Genomic DNA, 25,259 nt, shown 5'->3' on the forward strand with positions numbered 1-25,259 from the left:
ACCGCTTGGCAAAGGACGCCAGATTACCTAGTGGGTGAACCCGGCAATCCGTTGCGTGGCGGCTTTATAATAGGTTTTAAAAAGAACTCAAAATTTTTTTGACGGCATTAGATCGCCAAATCTCCGCCATCTTTTTGGCCAGCCATTAATGCGCTATTAGCATGTGGCTTTTTGATATTGCGCTTAATAGTATCCCAGCCGCTTTAGATCGTTTATTTACTCGCCAAGTCGGCGTCATTTTTTTGAATTTCGCCCTCGGCAGGTTCGCTTTCGGCTATAGGACGAACCGACGAACGGTCACAGCAAGACCCTCTAATTTCCGGTCGGCTGATAGGAGAGGAAGGGAGATTTCCGCCCCGGTAATTCCCGAAACGAACCCCCACGACAGCAATCGGAGCCACCATGACGCAGCACACGTTCAAAGTCGGTGATCACGTCCGCTGGAATTCAGAAGCCGGCCATGTCACTGGCCATATCACCAAGGTCCATACCCGCGATACCGACTACAAAGGGCACACGCGCAGGGCCAGCCCCGACGAGCCCCAATACGAGATCAAAAGCGACAAGACCGACCACGTTGCGATGCACAAAGGAAGCGCGCTGAGCAAAATCGGATGACCCTGCCCCAACAGATCTGGACGATTGGCCATTCCACGCACACGCCGGAGGCGCTCATCGCGCTGCTACGCCACTACCGTATCGAGGCGATCGCAGATGTTCGCCGCTTCCCGGGATCGAGACGCCTGCCTCAGTTCATGTCGGCGAATCTGGAAGCCTCGCTCGCCCAGCATGGCATCGGCTATGAGTGGATAGAGGAGCTCGGCGGCCGCCGCCGAGCTCCTCCAGGGCCGAGCATGAGTGCGTGGCGCAACACCTCGTTCCGCGGCTACGCCGAGCATCTGAAAAGCGAGGAGTTCGCCAGCGGATTGCAACGGCTCCTGCGTCTGGCCGCCCGCCAGCCAACCGCCATGATGTGCGCGGAGGTTCTCTGGTGGCGATGCCATCGCTCCATGGTGTCGGACGTGCTGAAGCTGCAGGGTATCGAGGTATGGCATATCCAGGACGAACAACGGCTGACGCTGCATCCCTACACCTCGCCGGCAAGACTGGAACATGGCGAGCTGACCTACGACGAAGGTGCGGGTGAGCCGCTCAAGACAACCGGGCCTGGCGCATCCTGAGTGCAACCAACGCTGAGAGGCAGTGAAGCATCGGCCGCAGCCGCATCCATGCGAAGCCTGCTCAGGCCGGAGCGGGCGAAACTTTTCCGTCTTCATAGCTTCATATGGCTGGATCGCTCGCAGCCGCCGCATTCCGGCTTCAGCAATAGAGCCAAACGCCACTGCGCAACACCCTCATAGGACCGCGACGGACCCGCTTGCTCTAAACGGCACGCTCAGGGAGAACTGCAATTGCCAACTCTAAGCCTGTCAGAAAAGCTCGTTGCAGCCACACAACGGTTCGCAGGCGGTTCTTCCGCGAAGATATTCAAAGGTATGGCGACTCTCGCCGTCGGCAATGGGCTGGCGAGAATCGCGGGCTTGGCAGCCATACCGTTCCTTACCCGGATCTACAGCCCCGAGCACTTCGGCATTCTTTCGGTTTTCACCGCCCTGCTGCTGATACTGACGCCCTTGATGACGCTGCGTTACGAGCTTGCCGTCCCGCTGCCCCGCCGAGACAGCACGGCCATGATCCTGATGGCGCTGTCCGCCCTCCTCATCGTCCTGATGACCTTGGCCTTGAGCGTGATGCTCGCGCTGGTCGGCCCCGCTCTGCTGACCGTAGCCTCGGTGGAGGCGCTGATACCGTATCGCTGGATTTTGATCTTCGCCCTGCTCAGTGCAGGTATATATGAGGTGCTGCTGATCTGGGCGGTACGCCGACGCGCCTATCCGACCATCGCTCGGACTCAGCTGCAGCAGAGCGTTATCGGGTCGATTGCCAAGATTGCGTTGGGAATGGTGGGACTGAAGCCGCTCGGGCTTCTCGCGGGCCAGGTCTTGGGCGCCGGCGCGGGAACGATGACACTGATACGGACGTTTCGCGCGGACGTGAAACGCTACTGGCGCCACGTTACGCTGAGGCGAGGCTGGTACATGTTGCAGCGCTACAGGAGCTTTCCCGCCTACCGCTTGCCATCGCAGTTGCTGCAAATTTTCTCAAGCCAGGCGCCACTATTACTGACCGCATCCGTCTATGACGCCCGAACCACCGGGCAACTGGGTTTGGCGATGATGACGCTGGCGCTGCCTATGAATCTGCTGGGGCATTCCACAAGCAAGGCTTATTACGCCGAAATCGCCTCGATGGGACGCAAACGCCCAGCCGAAATTCGCGTGGTCACCTATTCGGTCATCAAACGGCTGCTTGCACTCGCGGTCGCTCCCACGCTATTGCTGCTGGTCTTCGGCCCGGCGCTATTCTCCCTTGCGTTCGGGGCTCAGTGGGAGCTGGCGGGTGAATTGGCATCGATCCTGGCGATCTACCTTCTGTTCCAGTTCATACACGCGCCAGCGTCGCATCTGCTATCGATATTCGAAGGCCAGCGCCTGCTCCTGATGTTGAACGTGCAGCGTGCAATCCTGACGGTCGCCTGTTTCGTCAGCGCGCATTTACTGGACTTACCGATCACCTCGGTGCTGCTGCTTTATGCAATAACGCTTTCGGGCCACTACCTGTTCAGCTTGCTAATGACGCTACGGGTCATTCCCCGCTAGCGAGTCAGTGAAAAGGGCAACTGCAGGCAGTTTCAAGGGGCTGCTGGACGCGCCGATAACGCGTCCGTCCTTTCGTCTGTGTTCAGGGTTCGCGCTTGAGTGCGTTGAAGCCGCCGACGCGCCGAGATCCAGCGAAGGCATTACGCGACAGATAATAGAAAAATAGCGGGATACCCACGGCGTAACGCTTGAACAGCCGGCGCGGCTCCATGAGCATGCGGAACGCCCACTCCAGTCCGAATCGACGAAAAAACATCGGCGCACGCGGGAAGCGCTGCGCCGTGAAATCCAGAATCGCACCGCCACAGATCAGCAATGCAGGAGTGTCCATCGCCTTCTGAAGATGCAGAGCCACATGCTCTTGCTTCGGCATGCCCATAGCCAGAACGATGATTGGATAGCGACCCGGTACATGGTGCTGCCGATAAAACGCCAGGTAATCCTCGGAACGCTTGAATCCATCTATCGCATGGAACATGCGGTTCCCAAACAGCTTGCGGGCGCCATCGCTCAACCACGGCTCTCGCGTGCCCATCGCAAACAGCTCGTAACGATCCTCGGAGTCACCTACCAGATCGTCGATCAACTCTGGAATGAAGTCAGAACCATTGAGATTGGCCTTCGGTTCCAAACCGTTGAGCATGCAGGCGATCTTGATGCCGATGCCATCGCGCAGCAGGTAATTGACCTGGAGAAAACTATCCCGAACCGAAGGGTGACGTTGCGCAATGTTGTAGCCGTGCTGATTGAGAAAACCAAGAATCGTTGGTGACTCACGCTTTCTCAGCTCGGAAATGAAATGCCCGGTCTCCACTTCATCCAGTAGTTTCAGCTTCCCTATCAAAGGATCCGTCCTTTTGGTGAGGGGATTTTTCATAAATAGCTTCTCTGTCTGTAATTCGATTGAAAACTCGTTGGATACCCGCCGCGACAAGTCATGGATCACACACCGCGGTGAGGAAGATTCGCTTAGAAAAAACTGAACATTGCCCGCCCATGTCGGACAAACGAAGCAGCCGCCCCGGCGGCACCTTCTCAAAGAGCAAGAAGAGGTAGTCAGATGATAAGGACACGCAGCGCTTCGAAACGGTCAAAAGGAATACTCCTCGGACTCGCACTTGTGCTCGGGAGTGCCGCAAGCGAGGCAGAAAATATCGATTTGATCGGCCTCAACATTGGCGGAGCCGCATTCTCCGGGAATGTCATTCCTGGAAAATATAAAACAAATTATTTCTTCCCCGCCCCCGGCTACTTTGCCCAGTGGCAAGAGAAGGGAATTAAGACCATTCGCTTCCCAATCATGTGGGAACGCCTGCAACGAGAATTGTATGCAGAGCTTGACGAAGATTACGCACAGTTGATCGAGCAAACCTTCCAACAAGCCGCCGACCATGACATACGTGTGATCCTCGATATCCATAACTATGCCCGCTATCAGAAACAGATCATAGGAACCGAAGCCGTACCGATATCGGCATATGAGGACTTGTTGGAACGCATCGCCAAGCGCTGGAAAGATCAGAAAGGGCTTTACGCCTACGACATCATGAACGAGCCACACGGCGCCGACGAATACTGGCCGGCAGCAGCCCAGGCCGGTATCGACGCCATCAGAAAACATGACGAGAAGCGCCCCTTGTTCATCGAAGGAAACTTCTGGTCGAGCAGTTTTCTTTGGCCCAAGTTCAATGATCCGCTGCTGCAACTGAAAGACCCCTCCGACAAGTTGATATTTTCCGCCCACTTGTATCTGGACAAACACAGTAGCGGACAATACAAAGAACCGCTGGAAGACGACTTCGACACCATGCTCGGCGTCAAACGGGTCAAACCTTTCATCGATTGGCTGATCAAGCATGACAGGCAAGGCCATATCGGTGAGTTTGGTATTCCGGCAGATGAACCGCGCTTGCTGGAAGCGATGGATAACCTGCTGGCTTATTTGCAGGAACACTGCATTCCGATGACGTATTGGGCGGCAGGATCGGCATGGGGCAAATACAAACTGTCCATTGAGCCGAAGGACGGTCAGGACCGCCCGCAGTGGGACATTCTCAGCAAGTACGTCGGTCAGGGCGAATGCGCCCGCATCGGGCCAAACGCCTGAATGACATCTCTCGGCTGCGCAGGCAGCCGAGAGTTCTCTTTTCAGCTCTTCGAAGAAGGTGCTACCGGCACTCCTCTGCCGAGTATCGATTTGGCCTTGCCGATCAGCTTCGCCTTCAGGCTATAGCTTTTACGCAGTGTATTGGCCTTGAGGTTGTAGACCTGGCCCGGCACATACATCTCGTTGGTTTCGATGCAGTACACCGGCTTGCCGCTGAGTTTCATGATCTCGATAGCTTGCTTGACCTCGCTCTCGACGAACAAACGGGTCAGCGGTTGTTTGGCATACACCTCCGCCTTGAACTTGTGATGAATATTCAGCCGGCGACGCTCTTCAGCGGTGGGAAGGTCGAGCATGTGCAGGGTTCCGTACTGCACACCATTGCGCTGTAACCATTCTTCCGTTTCGGCGCGATACTTTTCCAGGCGGCTGGTCACCAGATGCGCGACCTTGACCGAAGGAATGAACAGGGGCCGTGTGCAACTGAGGAAATCCCGATAGTTCGGCCCGTCATCGTTTTCCTCGATCGTCGGGTCGACACAAAGCACACCGTCGATATCCAGACAGGCCTGGGTCAGAAACGGGTGATGCATGATGTTCCATTCGAATACGCGGGGCTGCTCGACGAGCTCGAGATACATATCCACGTGGTGGCGGTTATGCCGCTCGGCAAACACCGCCATCGTCACGACGTTGCCATTGTAGATAGCACGTATCTGCTCTTCGGCGGCCCGCATCGATTTGGCCGAGGAGATACTGTCGTCGACGAGCAGTATTCTTTTCGCATCCCTGGGTTTGACCAGTTCGGCATGCTTGTAAGTACGGGTGTTGCCTTTCTTCAGGTCATCATTGCGCAGGAACGAATAGAGATCCGTCAGCGGCAGGTTCTGCTTCAGCGCGATGATGCTGGCGACCAGCATCCCGCTTCGTGGGATACCAACCACCAGGTCGATATCATTTGGAATCTTGCTGGCACATTCATTGCTGAGCCGTGATAGATCATTCAGGCTTCGGTAATTCATCGAGCACTCCTGTGTCCTGTTCTTTTAACGGTCCATTTCCAGATGACAAACCTGTCGATGTTCAGCGCCCCAACGACGCACGTAATTGCTTTGTATGGGTGTGCACATAGTGAAGTACATAGAGGGCCAGTGCGTTGGGCTTGGAAAAGTTCAGAAAACGCGTTCTGATATCCATATCCTCTCGAATCGCCTCGAAGCGTCGTTTGTGCGAAACACCGGAAGTGTCAAAGATGCACAATGGGAACGACAACTGCATCACTTCGCTTTGAAGATCCAGCCCTTTCAGAAATTCAAGCAATAGACAGTAGTCTGCCGATAACTTGTAATCGAGCCTGAACTCGAACGTGCGCAGCCGCTCGTTTTCGAAATACATGGTCTGATGGCTGGCGGGCAAACCCAGCGGAGCACGTTCGATGGGGTGAGCACTGGTGAGTTTCAAATCGCCGTTAGCTTCTTTGCGATAGAAATCACCGTAGATGAACTTTGGCTGAATAACCGTTTTAGACAGCTGTTCACTTATTCGCTCAAGTACCTTCGAGTCGGCAAGCGAGTCTCCGCTATTCAGAAACAAGGTATAGCCGGGCGTCTCGACTGCACGAAGCCGCCCTTTGTTCATCGCGTCGTAAATACCCTTGTCCGGCTCGATAGTGATTTCCGCCTGACTATCATCCAGGCTTTTCAGCCACTCACCACTGCCATCCTTGGATGCGCCGTCAATAACGATCCAGCGGAAGTTCCGGTAAGTTTGGGCGGCCAGGCTCCGATACGTCTCCTTCAGGCCGTCAAAATTATTCCAGTTTATAGTTACGATACTGAAACTGACCATAATTCACCTGTTCGAGATTTGCCGTAAGAGTCGAGTTTTCTGTTTGCAGCTTGGCGTAATAAAGGAAGAACGCTGCAGCCATGCCATAAATATCGCCAGAAAAGGTCAACGCGTTGGAAAGCGCAAAGTTAAGCATACTGACGACAAATGACAGTTGCAGCGCAGCCAGGAGAGCGCCTTTATCCGCGCACTGGCGCATGATCCAGATGAAGCCGCCATAGAACACCAGAGCGGCGATAGGCGCCAGGAATCCGAATCGATAATACACACCGAATATTCCGACGTCGGCAAGATAGAAATGCGAATTGTAGATTCGTGAGAATCCACCGTCCCATTGCAGAGACAATGCGCCCATACCGAAGTAGTTGTTCGCACTAATGGCGTCCAGAATGATCGCTACGGTTCTTTCCCGTACGCCCGGCCCGGACGTAGCGTCGAAAAGCAACGCATCGAATCGAGCAAATTGCGCGTGATAGAACTCCGGCGCCAGCAGATAGGAAACAACAAGAATCGCCACCCCAAGCGCACTCATCTTCATCAGCGAGTCGATGCGCTTGCGGAAGATCCACATACCCGCCAAGGCCCAAACCACCATGGTCTGCCGGGTCTGCAGCACCAACCACAGATAGGCGACGAAGTAGAGCAGAATCAGCAACCTGCCGACCGTCACGCGGTCCCGCATGCTGTACATCACCATGAATGCGGAGATGGTGACGAAGGGCGAGCCGATACGGAAGCGATCCGGCCGCAACAGATCTTCGTACTGCGTCCAGTCATCTACGGTGAAGGAAACGCCTTTATTCTGGGGAATGATCCCCAGGTAATAGGCAAAACCCAGGGTCGCGCAGAACAGCGCTACATAGAGGAAGTACTTCCCCAGCTCTTCTTGGGTCGGAGACGCCATGATCAGCAGGAACAGCGTCGGGAAGAACACCAGGTATTGCAGGAAACGGCGCTCTTCCAACAACCCGTACACCAGCGGCTGGCCAAAATTCAGGTTTGCAAGCACTGCCGATATCAACGGCAGCATGACGCCCATGAAAATGATCCACAGGCTCGTTTTGGACTGATAGACCCACTTCCATGCGACGAATAGGCAGGCGGTCGCTGCCACGACCAGCAGCAGGAACAGCTCCTGAAAGTATGGAATTCCGGCCCGCTTATCATCCGTCAGGAAGAAGCAGGTGGAGTTCAGCAACAGAAGCATGAACAGTAGATTCTTGTACGCCAGAACTTTCCTTAACAAGCGCTTTCCCCAATTTTCCAGATGTGACGTGGCGAACACAGAACCGAACCGGCTTGGATTGACGACCTTGGAGGACGGTTCACCACGGCGAGGAATCAGGTGCCATGGATGGACAACGACAGCGGCAAAAAAGTCCGCCGCCGTGGCCAAAAGGCACCGAGTTCGTCATCCAGGCGCTACCGGCCTCTGCTTTTCAGTCGCCAAAAGATGCGCGTCTGCTCTGTTCCGCCCTCTTCCCTGCCTTTCCCTGTATTTCTGCGCAGCGCACACAGTTCTACTGTGCTGCCGCGCTGTCGATCAATCAGTGCCGAGCCTGGTGTTGGTTCTCGACGAACCAGCGATAGGCATCGCGTAAGCCATTTTCCAGACTGATGCTGGCCTGCCAGCCCAGCGCCTTGAGGCGGGATACGTCCATCAGCTTGCGCGGTGTCCCATCCGGCTTGGAGCTGTCGAAAACCAGCCGGCCCTGGTATTCGGTAACCCGGGCAATGGTTTCGGCCAGTTCGCGAATGCTGCAATCGACGCCGGTACCCACGTTGATATGCGACAGCATCGGCTGGGTATGCGCCTGGTAGGTCGCGTCATCCAACTCCATCACGTGCACGCTGGCGGCGGCCATGTCGTCCACATGAAGAAACTCGCGCTGCGGCTTGCCGCTGCCCCAGATCACCACTTCGTCATCACCGCGCTGGGTCGCTTCATGGAAGCGCTTGAGCAACGCCGGCACTACATGACTGTTCTCTGGATGGAAGTTGTCGTTCGGGCCATAGAGGTTGGTCGGCATGACACTGCGATAGTCGCGACCGTACTGACGGTTATAGCTTTCGCAGAGCTTGATACCAGCAATCTTTGCGACCGCGTACGGCTCGTTGGTCGGCTCGAGCACGCCGGTGACCAGCGCCTCTTCCTTCATGGGCTGTGCGGCGAATTTCGGATAGATGCACGACGAGCCGAGGAACAGCAGCTTGTTGACGTCGTTGCAGTGCGCCGCGTGGATGATGTTCGCCTCGACCATAAGGTTCTGGTAGATGAATTCGGCCGGATAGGTGTTGTTAGCATGAATGCCGCCAACCTTTGCCGAAGCCATGTACACCTGATCGATCTTGTTCTCGGCGAAGAATGTGTTCACCGCTGCCTGATCGACCAGATCCAGGTCCTCACGTCCACGCGTGATGAGGTTGTCGTACCCCAGCGCCTGCAGACGACGGACGATGGCGGAGCCCACCATGCCGCGATGTCCTGCAACGAAAATACGAGCGTCACGATTCATATCAGTTCTCCACGGACACTGGAATGTCGAAGCCGTGCTCTTTGAGCAGGGCATGGCGCTGGGCGACCTTCAGATCTTCGCGGACCATTTCGGCGCACATTTCTTGCACGCTGATTTCCGGCGTCCAGCCGAGCTTTTCCTTGGCGCGGGTCGGATCTCCGAGCAGGGTTTCCACTTCAGCTGGACGGAAGAAGCGTGGATCGACACGGACGACGACGTCGCCGACCTTGAGCGCCGGCGCCTTGTCTCCTTCGATGCTTGCCACGATAGCGCGCTCATCCACGCCGCTGCCTTCGAAGCGCAACTCGACGCCCAGTTCGGCCGCCGACCACTTGATGAATTCGCGCACCGAATACTGCACGCCGGTGGCGATGACGAAGTCTTCGGCCTGCTCCTGCTGCAGCATCATCCACTGCATGCGCACGTAATCCTTGGCATGGCCCCAGTCACGCAGCGCGTCGAGGTTGCCCATATGCAGAGATTTCTCGAGACCTTGGGCGATGTTCGCCAGGCCACGAGTGATCTTGCGCGTCACGAAGGTCTCGCCGCGGCGCGGTGATTCGTGGTTGAACAGGATGCCGTTGCAGGCGTACATGCCATAGGCTTCGCGATAGTTGACGGTGATCCAGTAGGCGTACAGCTTGGCCACCGCATAGGGCGAACGCGGGTAGAACGGCGTAGTTTCCTTCTGCGGAATCTCCTGTACCAGACCATAAAGCTCAGAGGTGGAGGCCTGGTAGAAACGCGTTTTCTTTTCCAGCCCCAGTAGGCGAATGGCTTCGAGGATGCGCAGAGTGCCCATGCCATCGACGTCGGCCGTGTATTCAGGCGACTCGAAGCTGACCGCGACGTGCGACTGCGCGCCCAGGTTGTAGACCTCGTCCGGCTGCACTTCCTGGATGATGCGGGTCAGGTTAGACGAATCGGTCAGGTCGCCGTAATGCAGAACGAAGTTCTGATGCTCGACATGCGGGTCCTGACAGATGTGGTCGACCCGCTGAGTGTTGTACTGCGAGGCACGGCGTATGAGGCCATGCACTTCGTAACCCTTTTCCAGCAGGAGTTCGGCGAGGTAGGAACCGTCCTGGCCAGTAATCCCGGTGATCAGCGCGCGTTTCTTTTCCATTTCAATGTACCTGTAGGTTCCAGATGACAAGGGTGTTGATGCAAGACCGAATGGACGACGCATCGGCGCCCAGGCGCCCTGCTCCGCCAGACGGCTGGTTCGATTGATTGTTGGCAGCCAAGGTTAACGAGGCGTTACCGAGCGGCCTGGTGCGGACAGACGGGCCTCTCATGCGAGCATTTCCTCATACAGCGCCCGGTATTGCCTGGCGATGACAGGACTGTCGAATGTGCTGGTGATCTTTTCCCGCGCATTGAGCACGAGCTGTGGATAGTCCGCCTCGCCCGTGACCCACTCGACGCCGTCGGCCAGCCCCTTGGCATCGAAGGGCGCGGCCTTATAGCCGTCGTGCTTATGGGTCACGATGTCCTTCGGGCCGGTGGCGTCGAAGCACACCACGGGAGTGCCGCACCCCATGGCTTCGGCCAGCGTCTTGCCGAACGCCTCCATCAGGCTCGGCGCGATGAACACATCGGCGGCCGAATAAAGCAGGCGCAGCGAGATGCTGTCGTGCAGATAGCCGAACGAGGTGTAGTCGAAGCCCAAACTATCGGCGACGGACTGGTCCAGCTTGCCGAAGAAGCACAGGTGATACTTGGCCGGATCGAGGTGCTTAAGCATCTCGAGGTATTTGCCGAAGCCCTTGTAAGTGTCCTTAGCGCTGGTGCTACCGGTGAGGATGATCCTCTTCTCGGTATTCAACCCGAGCAGTTGCCGAGCCAGCTGCTTGTCCAGCGGGAAGAATTCACTGGCGTCGACGTTGTTATGAATGGTGCGCACGTCGAAGTCGCGGAACAGCAGGCTCTGCCGGGCCTGTTCGGAGACCCAGTCGCTGATGCCGATCATCTTCATCGATTTGGGCAGATACTTGCGTTTGCGGTTGAGCACGAAGCGCGACAAGTCTCGGTCGGAGCGGCTGCCGAGTTGATCGCAACTGCCGCAGCCGGTGGTGAATTTCTCGCAGCCCATGGCGTAATGGCAGCCACCAGTCATCGGCCACATGTCACGCATTGTCCAGACCACCGGCTTGCGCAGCTGAGCTAGGTGCTTCATATCGACGAAACCGCCGTTGACCCAATGCAAATGCACCACGTCAGCCTCACGGCACTCATCGCTCTTGGTGAAATCGGCACCCATCACGCCAGCGCTGAACATGCCCGACTGGCGTCCACGGTAGAAACTGGCGAACGCCTGGTCGGCCTGGCTTCTGGCGATGCTGATGATCTTGTCTTTCTTGCTGCGGCTGACGGATACCACCGAGGTATCGCCATGGGTGACCTGGCTATTGGTATAGACGCGGGAATCGACCCCCAGCGAGCGCAGCCCCTGGTGCAACCAGTACGCGCCGCGAGCAGCGCCTCCGGTCAATTCGCCAGCGACCAAATGCAAAACCTTCATTGATCTAGGCTCTCTTTAATACGCTGGGCCGCATACCACCGGCGCGCGGCAATCAGCACGATCGCGATCAGCGACGAATAGATGACGATGCAGGCGACGGCAAAGGCCTGCACAGTTGCCAGTGCACTACCGACCAGCAGTGCTCCGACAAACAGCGAAAGCACGCGCAAGCTGGTGCTGAATATCTCGAACAGAAGGAACCGGCCCTGCAGCGACAGCGCCGGGACCGCCACTACGCACGGGCGCGAAACGAAGATCACGTACTCGGCCAGCGCAAGCCAGCGGGCGTACTCACCTGCCACATGCCATTGCTCACCGAACACAAACGCGAACATCCAGGGCCCGAGCGCCACCACCAACGAGAACGGCACCAGACCGACCAACGCCAGCGCGGTGGTCGCCTTCAACAACATGGCTGCGACCGGTTCCCGGTCGTGAATGGCGCGGCTGATGCGCGGGTAATAAACATCGGCCACCGATTTGCCGATCATATTGGTCGGCATGGTCAGCGCCTGTTTGCACAATGCGAAGAACCCAGCGGCCGCCGGACCGAAATACGCCGCGAGAACCAGGGTTGGCAGATGCTGCGAGACGGCATTGATCAGCATCACCGGGGCGCGGAACTTGGGAAAGTCGCTGTGCTGACGGGCTAGTTCGAGCATACCGGGGCGCTCCTGCCCCGCTTCACTGGCGTGATTATCTTCGTGGGGCTTGGCCCGCAGCATCGCCAGGCCCAACATGGCCGCGTGCAACGCCTGCTGCAGCGCAGTGGTGCACACCAGCATCAAAGCCGAGGACTGCACCAACCCGGCAATGGTCCGCATCGAGTTGAACAGCAGCGAATGCCCGACCGCCACGCTCGCCGTGATACGGAAGCGCTGGGTGCGAAACAGCCATTGCTGGCAGATTTCCAGTGCCGCGCCACAGAACATCACGAACGGGATGAGCATCAGGAACGGCTGGATGATCTGCATCTCCAGCGCGGTCGTCAGCTGCACACCGAACAGATACAGCCCCAGCGCAACCACCGAAGCCAGCGCCAGTGCAATCGTCAGCGCCAGCCGCACCAGGCCCCGGGCATCGCCATCACGCTTGGGCAGCACGATGGCGATGGGATAGGTCAGCGCCGCGACCGGAATCAGCATCATGGTCACGCTGAGAAAGGTGCCCAGCACGCCATAAGCTTCCGGCCCGTAAATGCGCGTGATCACCGGCATGAACGCCAGCGTGATCGCCTGCGCACCGGCGGTGCCGGTCACCACGGTGAGGATGTTGCGCAGCAGCTTGCTACGCAGGCCGCCACGCAGCAGCGCGGCCAGCCGCTCCCTGATTGGGGCGGAGCCGCTGCGCATGTTGGGCTGTTCGATAGCGCTCACTCGCTAGCCCCTCGTTCAGGCCTGAACCGGCTGACGGCCTACGCCGTAGTAGCTGAAGCCTTCGCGCTTGACCTGCTCGCGGTCGTACTGGTTACGCCCATCGATGATCAGCGGAGTGTTCAACAAGCGCTTCAGCGCACGGAAATCCGGACGACGGAATGGCTTCCATTCGGTCACCAGGCACAGGGCATCGGCATCGATGGCGGCCTCGTACTGGCCTTCAACAATCTGCAGGCGACCTTCGGTGAACCAGCTTTCAGGGAACTCGCGGCGCGCTGTCTCGCGCGCGACCGGATCGAAGGCGCGCACCTTGGCGCCGGCATTGATCAGGCTGTTGATCAGCACCACGCTCGGCGCTTCGCGCATGTCATCGGTACCCGGCTTGAACGCCAGGCCCCAAACGGCAAAGGTCCGGCCGCTGAGGTCACCGTTGAAGTGGGTGGAAATCTTATTGAACAGCGAGTGCTTCTGCTGTTCGTTACGGGCCTCGACCGCCTGCAGCAGCTTGGGCTCGAAATCATTCTGGTGAGCGATGTTGATCAGTGCCTTGACGTCTTTCGGGAAGCACGAACCGCCATAGCCGCACCCGGCATAGATAAAGTGGTAGCCGATGCGCTCATCCGAGCCGATGCCCAGGCGCACGTTCTCGACGTCCACGTCGAGGCGCTCGCAAAGGCTGGCGATTTCGTTCATGAAGGAGATCTTGGTCGCCAGCATCGCGTTGGCGGCGTACTTGGTCATTTCCGCATCGCGGATGCCCATGAACATGGTGCGCGGGCGGTTGCGGATGAAGGGCGCGTAGAGGGCACTCATGACCTCGCGAGCGTGATCGTTGTCGGCGCCGATCACGATCCGGTCGGGATGCATGAAGTCATCGACCGCCGCACCTTCCTTGAGAAATTCCGGGTTCGATACCACCGAGAATTCGATGTCGACGCCGCGCGCTTCGAGACGCTCCGCCACCGCTGTACGCACCAGGTCCGCCGTCCCAACCGGCACGGTAGATTTGTTCACCACGATCGCCGGGCCGCTCAGGGTATCGCCGATCTGCCGAGCGACTTCCAGCACATAGCGCAAGTCCGCCGAACCGTCCTCGCCAGGCGGGGTGCCGACAGCAATGAAGAAGACTTCAGACTGCTCGGCCGCCTCACTCAGCGAAGTGGTGAAATGCAGACGTCCTGAGGTGTGGTTCTCGACGACGATGTCTTCGAGGCCTGGCTCGTAGATTGGCAGAATGCCCTGCTTGAGGTTCTCTATCTTGGTCTTGTCGACGTCGACGCAGTAAACCCTGTTGCCCATTTCAGCGATACAGGCACCGGTAACCAGCCCAACGTAGCCGCTTCCAACGACGGTGATGTTCATAGCAGGATCCTCGATTAGACATTGAAACAGGCATGCCTCGGCGCGACCCTTTCGGTGGCCGGTGGCGCAAAACTGGGCAGATTCAAACGGGTCAGGTTCCTTGCTGGCCGAACCTGACCCGTGACGGATGAACGAGCCGGCTTAGACCGTCTGCTCGCTGTAGCCGTAGTGGTCGTAATAGCCACGGAACTGACCGTTCTTCTTGGCTTTCTCGATATCGACGGCATTGAGCACTACACCCGTCAGCGGCGCATTGCTGTTCTGCAGCTGGCTCACACCTTTCTGTACATGCGGAATCAGCGTGGCGTCAGACTTGACGACATAGATCACCGCATCGGCGAGGGTCGACAGCACGGCGGCATCGCTGACCGCCTGGCTCGGCGGCGAGTCGATGATGATGCGGTCGTAGCGGCCCTTGACCACTTCGAGCAGTTTCGCGAAGCGTGGCGAGGACAGCAGTTCGAGCGGGTTGGAAGGCACCGCACCGGCAGCGATCATGTCGACGTTCCCGACCGTGTGGATGCACTCCTCGAGCTTGGCGTTGCCGCCGATGAGATTGACCAGCCCCGGCGTACCCGGCTTGAAGTCGAACGCCTTGTCGAGGGTCGCGCGGCGCAGGTCGGCGTCGATCAGCAGCACACGATGCAACTGCCCCATGGCGAACGCGAGGTTGGCCGATACCGAGCTCTTGCCTTCGTCCGGCGCCGTGGACGTGATCACCAGCACCTGCCGCGGCTGATTGGCTTCGCTCAGCAAAAGGTTGGTACGGATGGTCCGCACGGCTTCGCAGAAGCGCTTGTCGCCGCTGCGTTCGAACAGATGGCTGACTTCCTTGCGCAGCTTGCGCGGCACCATCGGAACGATGCCCATGACCGGCAGCCCGAGCTTGTTTTCGACTTCTTCGGAGCTCTTGAAGGTGTTGTCGAGAATTTCGCGGACGATCGCTTGAATAACGCCAATTACCAGGGCCAGGAACAACGCCACGACGAGAATCAGCTTCTTGTTCGGCGCGCTGGGTTCGGTCGGCGGGATGGCCGAATCGACCACGCGGGCATTGGTGGTGCTCAGGTCCGAAGTCGCAGTGGTCTCCTGCAGGCGGGTCATGAAGGTGTCGTACAGCGCGCGGTCGCTTTCGACCTGACGCTGAAGGTCACGCACCTTGAATTCCTTGCGCGAGATGTCCTGGATGCGGCCTTTGTTCTCGTCGAACGAAGCACGCAGAGAGTTTTCATTGGCCAACGCCAACTGATAGTTGCGCTCGATGCTCGCCACTACCTGCTCGACCTGCTGTCGCAGACTGGCTGTAGCCGCGTTGAGATCCGAGCGGGCGGAAGCCATCGACGGATGACGATCACCATAACGGCGGGACAGGTCTTCGACACGCGACCGGGCATGTGCCTGATCCGCTTTGAACTGCTGAATCAGCGGGTGACCCAGAACGGCCGGCACACTGGCGAGACGCTCCCAGCCCTGGCTGCGCATGGATTCGACCTGACGATACTGGCTCTCGGCTTCGGCCCGTTGACGACGCGCATCGATCATGCGGTCACCGGTCAGCGACAGCTCGTTGGCGCTGATGGTGCCGACACCATCCAGATCCACGAGACCTTCGGCGTCCAGGTAGGCCTGGAGACGGTCTTCGGAGTCCTGCAGATTTTCACGCAGGGAGACCAGACGCTCGTTCATCCAGCTGGCGGCGGTCATCGACATGTCGACCTTGGCTTCCAGCTGCGCTTCGATATAGGCCTGCGCCAGTTGGTTGGTCGCTTCGGCGGCGGTCATGCGGTCGGCCATCGCGATGGACAGATAGACCAGCTGGCTCTTGCCTTCGACCCATACCGACGTCCGCTCCATCAGGGATTGAGTGGCGTAGTCGAGGATCTGCGCTTCGGTAGGCGCCTCTTCCTCTTCACCGGTCAGGGCAGCGGCAATGCCACTGAAGTCGATCAGCGGTCCGGACTGTTGACGCAGGTCGAACTCGGGGTGCTCGGTCAGATTAAGATCGCGCACCACACGCTCGGCAACGCCGCGGCTCTGCATCAGGCTGAGCTGGGTCTGCAGGTATTCGCTGAGCTCAACAGGGGAGTCGGACGCAGGCTGGAAAGACAATACCGGCGTGCCTTTCGTCTCGATGAGCACCGTCGCGACGGCCTTGTAAATAGGCGTCATCCGCGACAGCAGAATGATCGTGAGCAGCGCGACGATGCCCACCAGCAGGGCAATCCCCCACTTGCGCGACCAGACCGCGTGCCAGATTTTCTTGAGGTCTATGAAATCGCTATCGGTTGCCGGCCCGACGGGGCGCTGCCATGGCCGATCCGGGCGAACTGGGCTGTTCATCAGAAGAATCCTTCATCGATGTTGATCGTGTCGCCGGGGCGAACCAATGTGTTCATGGTGGCTTTTTCTTCGGCGCGGCTGCCTTCGGAGCCGCGAACGATGGTCATGCGCCTGGTAGATGCGCGCTCGGTCAGGCCTCCAGCCAAGGCGATGGCCCGATCCAAGGTCAGCCCAGGCTGGAATGGATAGCCGCCGGGAAGCTTCACTTCGCCGGAGATGTAGAACTCCCGATAGTTGGCAACCGATACCGACACGCGCGGGTCGATCAGATAGCCATCCTTCAGCTTCTCGACCAGCAGGTTGCGCACCTCGCCCGGCGTCTTGCCGTTGGCATCGACTTCACCGATGAAGGGAAAGGTGAAGGTTCCGGCGTCCGTCAGACGAATCTCTTCGAAGGTGAGGTCCGGCTCGCCGTGTACGTTGATACGAATGATGTCGCCCGACCCCAACTGGTACTGCGCGGCGCTGGCCGCTGCGCTGAATACCAGCAGCACGAGCACGGAAAGGAATTTGAAGATGTTCGGGATGCGCATGATTGGCTCCTCCTTAGGCACGGGTTAATGTCCTGCCCGGCCTCAAAGGCTCAGGTCGAAACTCAGCAGGTAAACGTTTCGGTCGTAGCTTTCGATGTCCAAGTTGGAATCGTTCTCCGTCCGGAGGTATGAAAGGGTCACATCGATCCAGCGATCCGGCGACCAGGTCACGCCGGCGCCGTAGCCGGTGCGCTCGTCGTCCCGGTTGATGCCTTCGTACTCGCGATCCGAGAAGCGGTAGAGCAGTTCGGTCGATATGCGCGACGTCCAGTCATGATTCCAGGCGGCGACGGTCGTCCAATCATTGATGGTGCTGGCACCGTCGTCACCCTCATCGAAAGCACGGCGGGAATCGATCGAGAATGCCGAATACGTACGTGGCCTGTAAGTAACGCCGACTTCCCACATGGGGCTGGTGAAATCTTCACGCTGATCGCTGTCGAAGTCCTTGCGCTCGGCACCGACCTTGACCGAGCCGGATGTCTTCGCGCCGCCTTCCCAGGTCATACCGCCGAGCAGCGCCACGTTGGTGCTGTCGCGCAGCGCACTGGAGAGTTTGTAATCGTGGTCGGTGTGACGAACCTCGACGAGTGAGCGCGTGTCGGCGCCAAGACGATGGAACCAGATGGAGTTGAACATCAGGCTATCGCGTTCTTCGGAGGCGTTGAGATTGTCGCTGTTGTGGTACCGACGCTGTTCGTAGTTGGTACCGAACTCGAGCTGGTTGCGCGCGCTCTGGGCACCGAAGCGGTAAGCCGCGCGGGCGATGGCCCGGCTGTACTTGTCGTTTTCGGTATCGACTTCGGTATCCGCCGTTTCCTCTACGCGATGGTAGGCAAGCCCCCAGCTCAAGCGATGACGAGACGTGAATTCCATGACACTTCTGAGCTGCAGGTGATGGTCGGTATTACTGGCTTCGGAGTCCGAATGAAAGATGTCGCTATTGAACGAGTACTCGAGTTCGTACTCGCTATTGCGGTTCCCTGTGCCGAGCAGGAAGGTCGGATTGATTCCGGTAACCCAGGACGCCTGCTCGTTATCCGACAAGCCGCGATAGTTGTCGTCGTAGCTCTCGCGTACGACCAGCGTAGGCGTGAACTCGAAACCACCGATGCGAATATCCTGCGGCTCGTTCTCTGCCCAGCTATTGGTAGCGACAAGGCACAGTAGCGATACACCTGGAAGCGTGATGTTCCTCATATGGAATCCCTTCTCGGAGATAAATAGTTGTTCATGCCTGCACTCTGGCCGCGACGCCTGTTCTTGTGAGGAGGCATAGACACGCAACAGACCGCAAATATCCCGGACAGTTGCAGAATCAATGGGCGAGGCGGAACAAAGCGCCATAAACGCACGCGCAACGGCCCATCAGGACAGGCTAGCGCCACCGGTTATGTGCATATCGGCAAGTACTGAAGCTGCGGCCTTGCTGGAGTCAAGGTCGTGAACGCTACAGTCAGCGATCAAACGACAGGCCTGTAACATTCAGCAACGACTGATCGAGACGAGCTACTTGGCTGCGTCACGCAAAGACAGCCGGCGCAGGAAAGCCCAGCGCCTGCGCGCAGTCGTAGGAGAGGAGAAGGACGTCGGCGCCTGGCTGCAGTGGCCGCGCCAACGAATTAGGTGCGCTCGATGCGATCCGGATGGATGACGATACGGCCCTGCTTGTAGAGGCCGCCGATGGCCTTCTTGAAATTGCCTTTGCTGACACCGAACAACCGGGCGATCTCATCGGCTGCGGTTTTGTCACTGACCGGCAGGCTGCCCTGGTTTTCCTGCAGCTTCTGCAGAATCAGCGCTTGCAGGGCGTCAGCGGCTTCGCTGCCCACCGGCTGGAGGCTGAGGCTGATCTTGCCGTCGGCGCGCATTTCCTTGATGAAGCCCTTTTCGTGCATACCGCTGCGCAGGAACTTGAACGCCTCGTTCTTGTGGATCAGCCCCCAATGCTTGCCATTGATGATCGCCTTGTGACCAAGGTCGGTCGCCTCCACGACCAGCAAGTCAACGGCTTCGCCGACCTTGTAGCGAGGCGGCGTCTTGTCCAGGTAGCGATCCAGCCGCGCCGTGGCGGTGATGCGGCGGGTGTGTTTGTCGAGGTAGACGTGAACGACGCAGTAGTCGCCCTCGTTCAGTTGGCGTTTTTCCTCGGAATGCGGCAGCAGCAGATCCTTGGTCAGCCCCCAGTCGAGAAACAGCCCAACGCGGTTGATCTCCTTGACCTTGAGGCTGGCGAATTCGCCCACCTGCACCTTCGGCTTCTCCGTAGTCGCAATGAGCTTGTCTTCGCTGTCGAGGTAAACGAAGACGTTCAGCCAGTCATCGACCTCGGTCGGCACATTCTTCGGGACGTAGCGATTGGGCAACAGGATTTCGCCATCCGGACCGCCATCCAGGTAAAGGCCGAAACCGGTGTGCTTGACGATTTGCATGCTATTGAAGCGCCCGATTGCGGCCATGTGAAAGATCCTGTGAGTCGAATGCGGCGATTCTAGCAGGCCGGTCGGACGCCAGCGTCCGACCGGTTAGCTGAATAGCACTGAAACAAGGGTAAGGCTGGACGTAAGTCCGCCCCGAGTAACTCATTGCGGCAATGCATAGGCGATGATCGAATCGCCCGCTTTGGTTCCGAGCGCGCCATGACCGCCGGCCACCACGACCACTATTTGACGGCCCGCACGACTCAGATGGTCATCGGAGCGGCCTGCCCGCCGGCCGGCGACCGCCACTTGCGCAACTCCTTGGGCGGTGGGGACGTCGTAGGCGCGCAGGTGCAAGCACTCTCGATGAGATGCCCTCAACGTCCGCCTTCGCTCGCATCGAAACTAACGCGTAGGAGCTTGCCGCTGGCCGAGTCGGTCAGCAGATAAAGATAGCCGTCGGGTCCCAGGCGAACGTCGCGAACTCGCGCGCCGAGATCCTTCAGCAAGCGCTCGTCATGGGTCACCTTGTCGCCGTCGAGTTGCAGGCGAATCAGCGACTGGTCCACCAGCGCGCCGATGAACAGGTTGTGCTGCCATGCGGGGAAGCGTTCCGCATCATAGAACGCCATGCCGCTGATGCCGGGCGAACGCTCCCAGACATAGTGCGGCGGCTCGGTACCGTCCACGGTTTTACCCTTGGCTTCGGGGATCGGCTGGCCGCTGTAATTGATGCCATGAGTCGCCAGCGGCCAGCCGTAATTGAGCCCCGGTTGCGGAATATTGATTTCATCGCCGCCACGCGGGCCATGTTCATGCGTCCAGAGTGCGCCGCTCCAGGGATTGAGCGCGGCCCCCTGTTGATTACGATGACCGTAGGACCAGATTTCTGGCCGGGCGTCTTCGGTATCCACCATCGGATTGTCGTCCGGAACCTTGCCGTCCGGGTGAATCCGCACCAGCTTGCCCTGCAGCTTGTCCAGGTCCTGAGCGGTAGGTCGTTGGTTGTTTTCCCCCAGCGCTATGAATAAGTGGCCGCTGCCATCGAAGACCAGCCGCGAACCGAAATGAATGCCGTTCGAGAGCTTTGGCTGCTGGCGAAAAATGACCGTGAAATCTTCCAGCCCGCTCAGGTCATCGGCCAGCCGACCACGCCCCACGGTGGTGCCGGCCTTGCCCTCGCCTTCTTCGGCATAGCTGAGGTAGACCAACCGATCCTGCGCGAAACTGGGCGATAGCTGCACGTCCAGCAACCCGCCCTGCGCTTGCGCATAGACATCAGGCATGCCGTCGAGCGGCTCGGAAAGCTGCCCGTTGCCGTCAACCACACGCAACCTGCCGGGACGCTCTGTGACCAGCATGCCAGCATCGTTCGGCAGGAAGGCAACGGCCCAGGGGTACTCCAGACCGGTGGCGATTTCTTCGACGGAGACACGACCCTGCTCGCTGTCGAAATATTCGACCTCGGCGACCGCGAGGGTCGAACAGGAAAGCGTGGTGCAGCAGATGATGGCGCGAATGGCATGGCGCGGCATGAAGAATCCTCCGGAGCGAAACGGGCAGGTATCTAGTGAAGACCATAGACGAAGCGATTTGCTCACCTGATGACCGTTCAAGGAAAAATCGAACAAAAATTAGCCAGATCTGTATAATGGCCGGTTCGATTGATCCACAGGAATCCGATGACGATGGCCTCCAAGACCACATCCGCGAAACGCAAACCCGAACCCGCCAGCGAAACCAGCCAGTCCTTGGCCGAGCAAATGGCAGCCTTTCTGAAGGCCGGCGGTGAAGTTCAGAAGATTCCCAACGGCGTCAGTGGCCAGACTCAAGGCCCATCGCGGCAGATCACCATCAGTAAGAAATAGAAATAAATAGCTAAGCAGTAAACCCGCAACACCTGACCGCGAGCTTCAGCTGTCACGCAGTACTGCAGTGGCTCGCCGGGTTTCCCCTCCCGCGACATCCGAGATACCCATGACCGACCCGATACGCTTGTCCAAACGCCTCGCCGAGCAACTCGGCTGTTCGCGGCGTGAGGCTGAGCTGTACATCGAGGGTGGCTGGGTCAGCGTCGATGGGCAGGTCATCGAAGCCCCCTATTTCAAGGTCGGCGACCAGCGAATCGAACTCCTGCCTGGCGCCATCGCAGCCGAGCTGCCGCCCGTCACGCTGCTGCTGCACAAACCGGCCGGCCAGGCAACCGCCGCAGACCCGGCGGGCGCCATGGAACAGCTCGCCAAGGCCACTCACTGGACGGGCGATGATGCTCGTCTCGCACCGCGTGATCGGCACTTCGCTCGTCAGACCGCACTGCTAACGCTGGAGCCGGATGCCAGCGGACTGGTCGTGTTTAGCCAGCAGCGCGAGGTGATCCGCAAACTCGCCGACCCTCGCGACAAGCTCGAACAGGAATACATCGTGGAAGTCGCCGGCGAACCCGAGGAAGGTGGCCTGGCGTTGCTGGCCAAAGGCATCGGGCACCGTGGCCGGATCCTGCCGAAAGCCAAGGCCAGCTGGCAGAACGAAACCCGTCTGCGCATCGTGCTCAAGGCGCCGCAAGCGGGCGATCTGCGACAACTTTGCGAAGCCATCGGCCTGCAGATGCTCAGCTGCAAACGCATACGCGTCGGTCGCCTGTCGATGGCCAAACTGCCTGTCGGCGAGTGGCGCTTTCTCGGCGAGCACGAACGCTTCTAGAACGGAAACAGCCTCTCGGCAAAAAAACGAACCAGCCTGGCTGCTCGCTCCCTGCCGCCTGTCGACTATGCTTGTTCATCATCGAACAGGCAAAAGCCATCCGCGGGCAGCATCACCGAGTCCTGGACCGGCCGCTTCGCCATCATTCTGAAGGTGCGCCATGCAACGACTCGTTGTGGTGCTCATGCTCGCTCTACTGCCTTCGATCTGCACCGCGCAACAGCGGATCGAGGTGTGGAACTATCACTTCTCGCCCCCATTCATACTCGGCGATGGGCAGGGCCTTTCGCACGCGTTCGTCGAACTGCTCAATCGCGACCCGGCCAACCGTGGCCGCTTCCGTTTCGAGCTAGTGGAGCTACCGCGCAAGCGTGTGGACATTCGCCTCGCCCGAAACCGCCCCGGCATCCTGCTCTGGGCAACGCCGAGCTTTTTCACTGCCGCGCAGACAGCAAACGCCAGATGGTCGGAACCGCTACTGATCGATCAACAGGTATTCGTCTCACTACCCGATGCGCCGGTTGAATATGAAGGGCCGGAATCCTTGCACGGCCTGGTTCTGGGTGGCGTGCTCGGCCACCGGTATCAGGGACTTGAGGAAGATATCGCCAAGGGTGCGATAGAACGCCAGAATGTACACAACGATCTGCAGAACCTCGAGAAGCTGCTCTCCGGGCGCATCAATACTTTATTGATCGCTCGCTCCACCCTGCTCCATTACCGCAAGGAACATAAGCCGGGCGAGCTATACATATCGTCAACGCCCCTGTACCAGTTCGCGCGGCACATGCTGATAACCGACACGCTGGACGAAGCGGTGAAAGACTATCTTGATCAATTGCTCAGCACCCTTCCAGCTAACCCCGAGTGGCAGGTCCTTCTGTTTCACTATGGCCTCAAGCCCATCGCCAGCGAGCCATGAGTCAGGCTGAACAGAAACGAAACTCGCAGGTCAGAACTCGCGCTGACACATATAAACAATCCAGAGAACAAGGCAGCGATGAAGAACTCATTACTACTCGGACTGCTCATCGTCCTGGGCGGCTGCGCCTCTCAACCCTGTGACCAACCGGGCAGCTCCTGTCGTGCGGAGCGACTGCTCTATCAGAACGATCTTTTGCAGGCCAAGATTCTCATCTCCATTGGCGACGAAGACGGCTATGAACTGGCCGACGCCCTGCTCGAACGCAGTGCTCACCTCGACGAGCACGGCGAAATCGAGTTCTATCAGGCACTGCTGCTGATACGCCAGGGACCGCAACAAGCGGGCGTGCTGAACCTGCTCGAACAGGCGCGCGCCAAGGGCCACCCGCATGCGACGGCGCTGCTCTACAAAATGCACCAGGAGCCCTATCTGCTGGACGAACGCGACGCCACCAAGGCCGAGGAATATCGCCAGGCCTACGCCGAGCTGGATGTTGCGCGCAGCGGCTATCCATCCTTCGACAAAGCTCTGGAGCTGGTTTCCCAGCTCGTCGAGCCGCCGCCACCAATACCCGAGCGGGTCGATCCCTGCCCCACTAAATGCCTGTGATCTGCCTCACCGGGGTGTAGGTGTCTGCGATACCTTGGGTTCCTGCTCCCCATCCATCACGGCTTGCGCCTCTTCGCGCGTGGCATAGGGGCCGGCGATCGTCTTGCCGTCCATTTCCACCACCCAGCAAGTCACCCAGGTCGGGCGCCAGCCCTGCGGTACCTGGTCTCCGGTCAGCTGTCTGATCGTCGTCTGCATGCCTACCTCCACGTCTATTACCGTTATTGCAGGCGTGCCGGCGGCACGCCCTCTTCAATAAAGGGACCACAAGTTCGACCGTTTTTCTCGCCGAAACAAACCGTTGCTGTTTTGGCTCGAACTGCCGGGACGTCCTGTCGTTCTATTAATAGGCGAGAAGGCCATTTCGTCCTTATCGAGAGATGCCCATACCGAGAAGACGAGGGCTCCGATGCAGATCCGTCAGACACTTGGCTGCAAGCCATTCCTATTGCTGGTGGCACTCACGCTTATCATCGCCGGCTGCAGCCGCATCAACCTCGCGTACCGCAACCTGGACACGCTGATCCCGTGGTGGATCGACGACTATCTGGACCTGGATCGCGCTCAGGAGAAGCGCTTCCGCGCGCAGCTGCGCGACCATCTGAGCTGGCACTGCCAAACGCAATTACCGGTCTATCTCGACATCATCGGACAGCTGCAGCACCAGGTTCGGCGGGATGAAATCAACGAGGCCACGCTGCGCACTCACTACCAGCATGCGAAACAGGCGATTCAGGCAATTACCGAAGAGATCACCCCGACCACCACGCAGCTTCTGCGTGATCTTGACGATGCACAGGTCAGAACGCTCAACGAGGCGCTAGAGAAAGACCGTCGCGAGCGGGCCGAAAAATACTTGCAGCCACCACTGGACCAGCAGATCAGAGAGCGTGCCGAACGCATGGGCGAGCGGGTCGAGCATTGGCTGGGTACGATCAGCGCGGCGCAACGGCAGCGCATTCTCGTCTGGGCGCATAGCCTCGGAGAACATAACCGGTTGTGGCTGGACAACCGGGTGCAATGGCAACACGCCCTGAGCGCCGCGGTCGCCCAGCGTCACGAAGTGGGATTCGATGATCGCATCGCGCGGCTGCTACAAGGCGGCGAAGCCTTCTGGACTGCCGAGTACCGAGCGGCCTTCGACCGCATCGAACAGGCTGCCCTGGATTTGGCCAGCGACCTCTACGCGATGTCCGATACTGACCAGCGAAGCCATTTCGACAGCCAATTGGAGAACGTGCGCAAGGATCTGGGCTCGCTGGCCTGCTTGCCGGAGTAG

24 protein-coding genes and 1 pseudogene are annotated in these 25,259 nt (G+C 58.7%); 9 read left to right on the forward strand and 16 right to left on the reverse strand.

Going from position 1 to position 25,259, the window contains the following annotated elements; genetic code table 11:
• Positions 1-402 precede the first annotated feature (402 nt).
• The 3 genes from E0D86_RS13415 to E0D86_RS13425 all read left to right on the forward strand — a co-directional run bounded on the left by E0D86_RS13415 (position 403) and on the right by E0D86_RS13425 (position 2,720).
• On the forward strand, positions 403-618 hold the full coding sequence (locus tag E0D86_RS13415) for a DUF2945 domain-containing protein (RefSeq protein WP_131650545.1): 216 nt from the start codon (positions 403-405) through the stop codon (positions 616-618).
• Entirely contained in the window at positions 615-1,181 is a 567-nt protein-coding gene (locus tag E0D86_RS13420; protein WP_131650546.1) for a DUF488 family protein, read from the forward strand. Before E0D86_RS13415 ends, E0D86_RS13420 begins: the two co-directional genes overlap by 4 nt.
• A 315-nt stretch (positions 1,182-1,496) precedes the next feature.
• Complete coding sequence (locus tag E0D86_RS13425; protein WP_131650547.1) at positions 1,497-2,720, forward strand: lipopolysaccharide biosynthesis protein; 1,224 nt, start codon at positions 1,497-1,499, stop codon at positions 2,718-2,720.
• Between the two features lie 82 nt (positions 2,721-2,802).
• Here E0D86_RS13425 and E0D86_RS13430 read toward each other — a convergent pair whose 3' ends face one another.
• Complete coding sequence (locus E0D86_RS13430; RefSeq protein WP_231752222.1) at positions 2,803-3,666, reverse strand: WecB/TagA/CpsF family glycosyltransferase; 864 nt, start codon at positions 3,664-3,666, stop codon at positions 2,803-2,805.
• A gap of 114 nt (positions 3,667-3,780) precedes the next feature.
• On the opposite strand from E0D86_RS13430, the gene E0D86_RS13435 reads away from it, so the two are divergent.
• On the forward strand, positions 3,781-4,827 hold the full coding sequence (locus E0D86_RS13435; protein ID WP_131650548.1) for a glycoside hydrolase family 5 protein: 1,047 nt from the start codon (positions 3,781-3,783) through the stop codon (positions 4,825-4,827).
• Between the two features lie 41 nt (positions 4,828-4,868).
• Here E0D86_RS13435 and E0D86_RS13440 read toward each other — a convergent pair whose 3' ends face one another.
• The 14 genes and pseudogenes from E0D86_RS13440 to E0D86_RS13500 all read right to left on the reverse strand — a co-directional run bounded on the left by E0D86_RS13440 (position 4,869) and on the right by E0D86_RS13500 (position 21,281).
• A complete protein-coding gene (locus E0D86_RS13440; protein ID WP_131650549.1) occupies positions 4,869-5,849 on the reverse strand; it encodes a phosphoribosyltransferase family protein in 981 nt (326 codons plus the stop codon).
• A 61-nt stretch (positions 5,850-5,910) separates the two neighbouring features.
• On the reverse strand, positions 5,911-6,675 hold the full coding sequence (locus E0D86_RS13445) for a glycosyltransferase (protein WP_131650550.1): 765 nt from the start codon (positions 6,673-6,675) through the stop codon (positions 5,911-5,913).
• On the reverse strand, positions 6,638-7,882 hold the full coding sequence (locus tag E0D86_RS13450; RefSeq protein ID WP_131650551.1) for a hypothetical protein: 1,245 nt from the start codon (positions 7,880-7,882) through the stop codon (positions 6,638-6,640). The genes E0D86_RS13445 and E0D86_RS13450 overlap by 38 nt, the downstream gene beginning before the upstream one ends.
• A 340-nt stretch (positions 7,883-8,222) precedes the next feature.
• Positions 8,223-9,191, reverse strand: coding sequence for a GDP-L-fucose synthase (locus tag E0D86_RS13455; RefSeq protein ID WP_131650552.1), 969 nt, complete (start codon positions 9,189-9,191; stop codon positions 8,223-8,225).
• 1 nt (position 9,192) lies between these two features.
• Positions 9,193-10,317 (reverse strand): GDP-mannose 4,6-dehydratase, encoded by a 1,125-nt coding sequence (gene gmd, locus E0D86_RS13460; protein ID WP_131650553.1) that lies wholly within the window; start codon positions 10,315-10,317, stop codon positions 9,193-9,195.
• A 168-nt stretch (positions 10,318-10,485) separates the two neighbouring features.
• Positions 10,486-11,715 (reverse strand): glycosyltransferase family 4 protein, encoded by a 1,230-nt coding sequence (locus E0D86_RS13465; protein ID WP_131650554.1) that lies wholly within the window; start codon positions 11,713-11,715, stop codon positions 10,486-10,488.
• Positions 11,712-13,091, reverse strand: a complete 1,380-nt coding sequence (locus tag E0D86_RS13470; protein WP_131650555.1) for a lipopolysaccharide biosynthesis protein — start codon at positions 13,089-13,091, stop codon at positions 11,712-11,714. Before E0D86_RS13470 ends, E0D86_RS13465 begins: the two co-directional genes overlap by 4 nt.
• A gap of 15 nt (positions 13,092-13,106) precedes the next feature.
• Complete coding sequence (locus E0D86_RS13475) at positions 13,107-14,453, reverse strand: UDP-glucose/GDP-mannose dehydrogenase family protein (RefSeq protein ID WP_131650556.1); 1,347 nt, start codon at positions 14,451-14,453, stop codon at positions 13,107-13,109.
• Between the two features lie 141 nt (positions 14,454-14,594).
• A complete protein-coding gene (locus tag E0D86_RS13480; protein WP_131650557.1) occupies positions 14,595-16,793 on the reverse strand; it encodes a polysaccharide biosynthesis tyrosine autokinase in 2,199 nt (732 codons plus the stop codon).
• Complete coding sequence (locus tag E0D86_RS13485) at positions 16,793-17,326, reverse strand: polysaccharide biosynthesis/export family protein (protein ID WP_131650558.1); 534 nt, start codon at positions 17,324-17,326, stop codon at positions 16,793-16,795. The genes E0D86_RS13480 and E0D86_RS13485 overlap by 1 nt, the downstream gene beginning before the upstream one ends.
• Before the next feature lie 42 nt (positions 17,327-17,368).
• Entirely contained in the window at positions 17,369-18,526 is a 1,158-nt protein-coding gene (locus E0D86_RS13490) for an outer membrane beta-barrel protein (protein ID WP_131650559.1), read from the reverse strand.
• Between the two features lie 422 nt (positions 18,527-18,948).
• Positions 18,949-19,785 (reverse strand): S1 RNA-binding domain-containing protein, encoded by an 837-nt coding sequence (locus E0D86_RS13495; RefSeq protein WP_131650560.1) that lies wholly within the window; start codon positions 19,783-19,785, stop codon positions 18,949-18,951.
• Positions 19,786-19,908: 123 nt separating this feature from the next.
• Positions 19,909-20,100: pseudogene (locus tag E0D86_RS21415) on the reverse strand (hypothetical protein); the annotation flags it as partial.
• 23 nt (positions 20,101-20,123) lie between these two features.
• Positions 20,124-21,281, reverse strand: coding sequence for a PQQ-dependent sugar dehydrogenase (locus E0D86_RS13500; RefSeq protein WP_131650561.1), 1,158 nt, complete (start codon positions 21,279-21,281; stop codon positions 20,124-20,126).
• A gap of 153 nt (positions 21,282-21,434) precedes the next feature.
• On the opposite strand from E0D86_RS13500, the gene E0D86_RS13505 reads away from it, so the two are divergent.
• The 4 genes from E0D86_RS13505 (at position 21,435) to E0D86_RS13520 (ending at position 23,980) form a co-directional block, all read left to right on the forward strand.
• Positions 21,435-21,614 carry a hypothetical protein gene (locus E0D86_RS13505; protein WP_131650942.1) on the forward strand — a complete coding sequence of 60 codons (180 nt, stop codon included), beginning with the start codon at positions 21,435-21,437 and terminating at the stop codon, positions 21,612-21,614.
• 109 nt (positions 21,615-21,723) lie between these two features.
• Positions 21,724-22,446, forward strand: coding sequence for an RNA pseudouridine synthase (locus tag E0D86_RS13510; RefSeq protein WP_131650562.1), 723 nt, complete (start codon positions 21,724-21,726; stop codon positions 22,444-22,446).
• Between the two features lie 160 nt (positions 22,447-22,606).
• Positions 22,607-23,368, forward strand: a complete 762-nt coding sequence (locus E0D86_RS13515) for an ABC transporter substrate-binding protein (RefSeq protein ID WP_131650563.1) — start codon at positions 22,607-22,609, stop codon at positions 23,366-23,368.
• Positions 23,369-23,446: 78 nt separating this feature from the next.
• A complete protein-coding gene (locus E0D86_RS13520; protein WP_131650564.1) occupies positions 23,447-23,980 on the forward strand; it encodes a hypothetical protein in 534 nt (177 codons plus the stop codon).
• Positions 23,981-23,986: 6 nt separating this feature from the next.
• Here E0D86_RS13520 and E0D86_RS13525 read toward each other — a convergent pair whose 3' ends face one another.
• Positions 23,987-24,178 carry a hypothetical protein gene (locus E0D86_RS13525; protein ID WP_131650565.1) on the reverse strand — a complete coding sequence of 64 codons (192 nt, stop codon included), beginning with the start codon at positions 24,176-24,178 and terminating at the stop codon, positions 23,987-23,989.
• A 211-nt stretch (positions 24,179-24,389) separates the two neighbouring features.
• Here E0D86_RS13525 and E0D86_RS13530 point away from each other — a divergent pair, with 211 nt between their 5' ends.
• The gene (locus E0D86_RS13530; protein WP_131650566.1) at positions 24,390-25,259 is read left to right on the forward strand and encodes a DUF6279 family lipoprotein; all 870 of its coding nucleotides are present in this window, start codon (positions 24,390-24,392) and stop codon (positions 25,257-25,259) included.

The sequence above is a fragment of the Pseudomonas sp. IC_126 genome (assembly GCF_004331835.1).
Classification (GTDB): Bacteria; Pseudomonadota; Gammaproteobacteria; order Pseudomonadales; family Pseudomonadaceae; genus Stutzerimonas.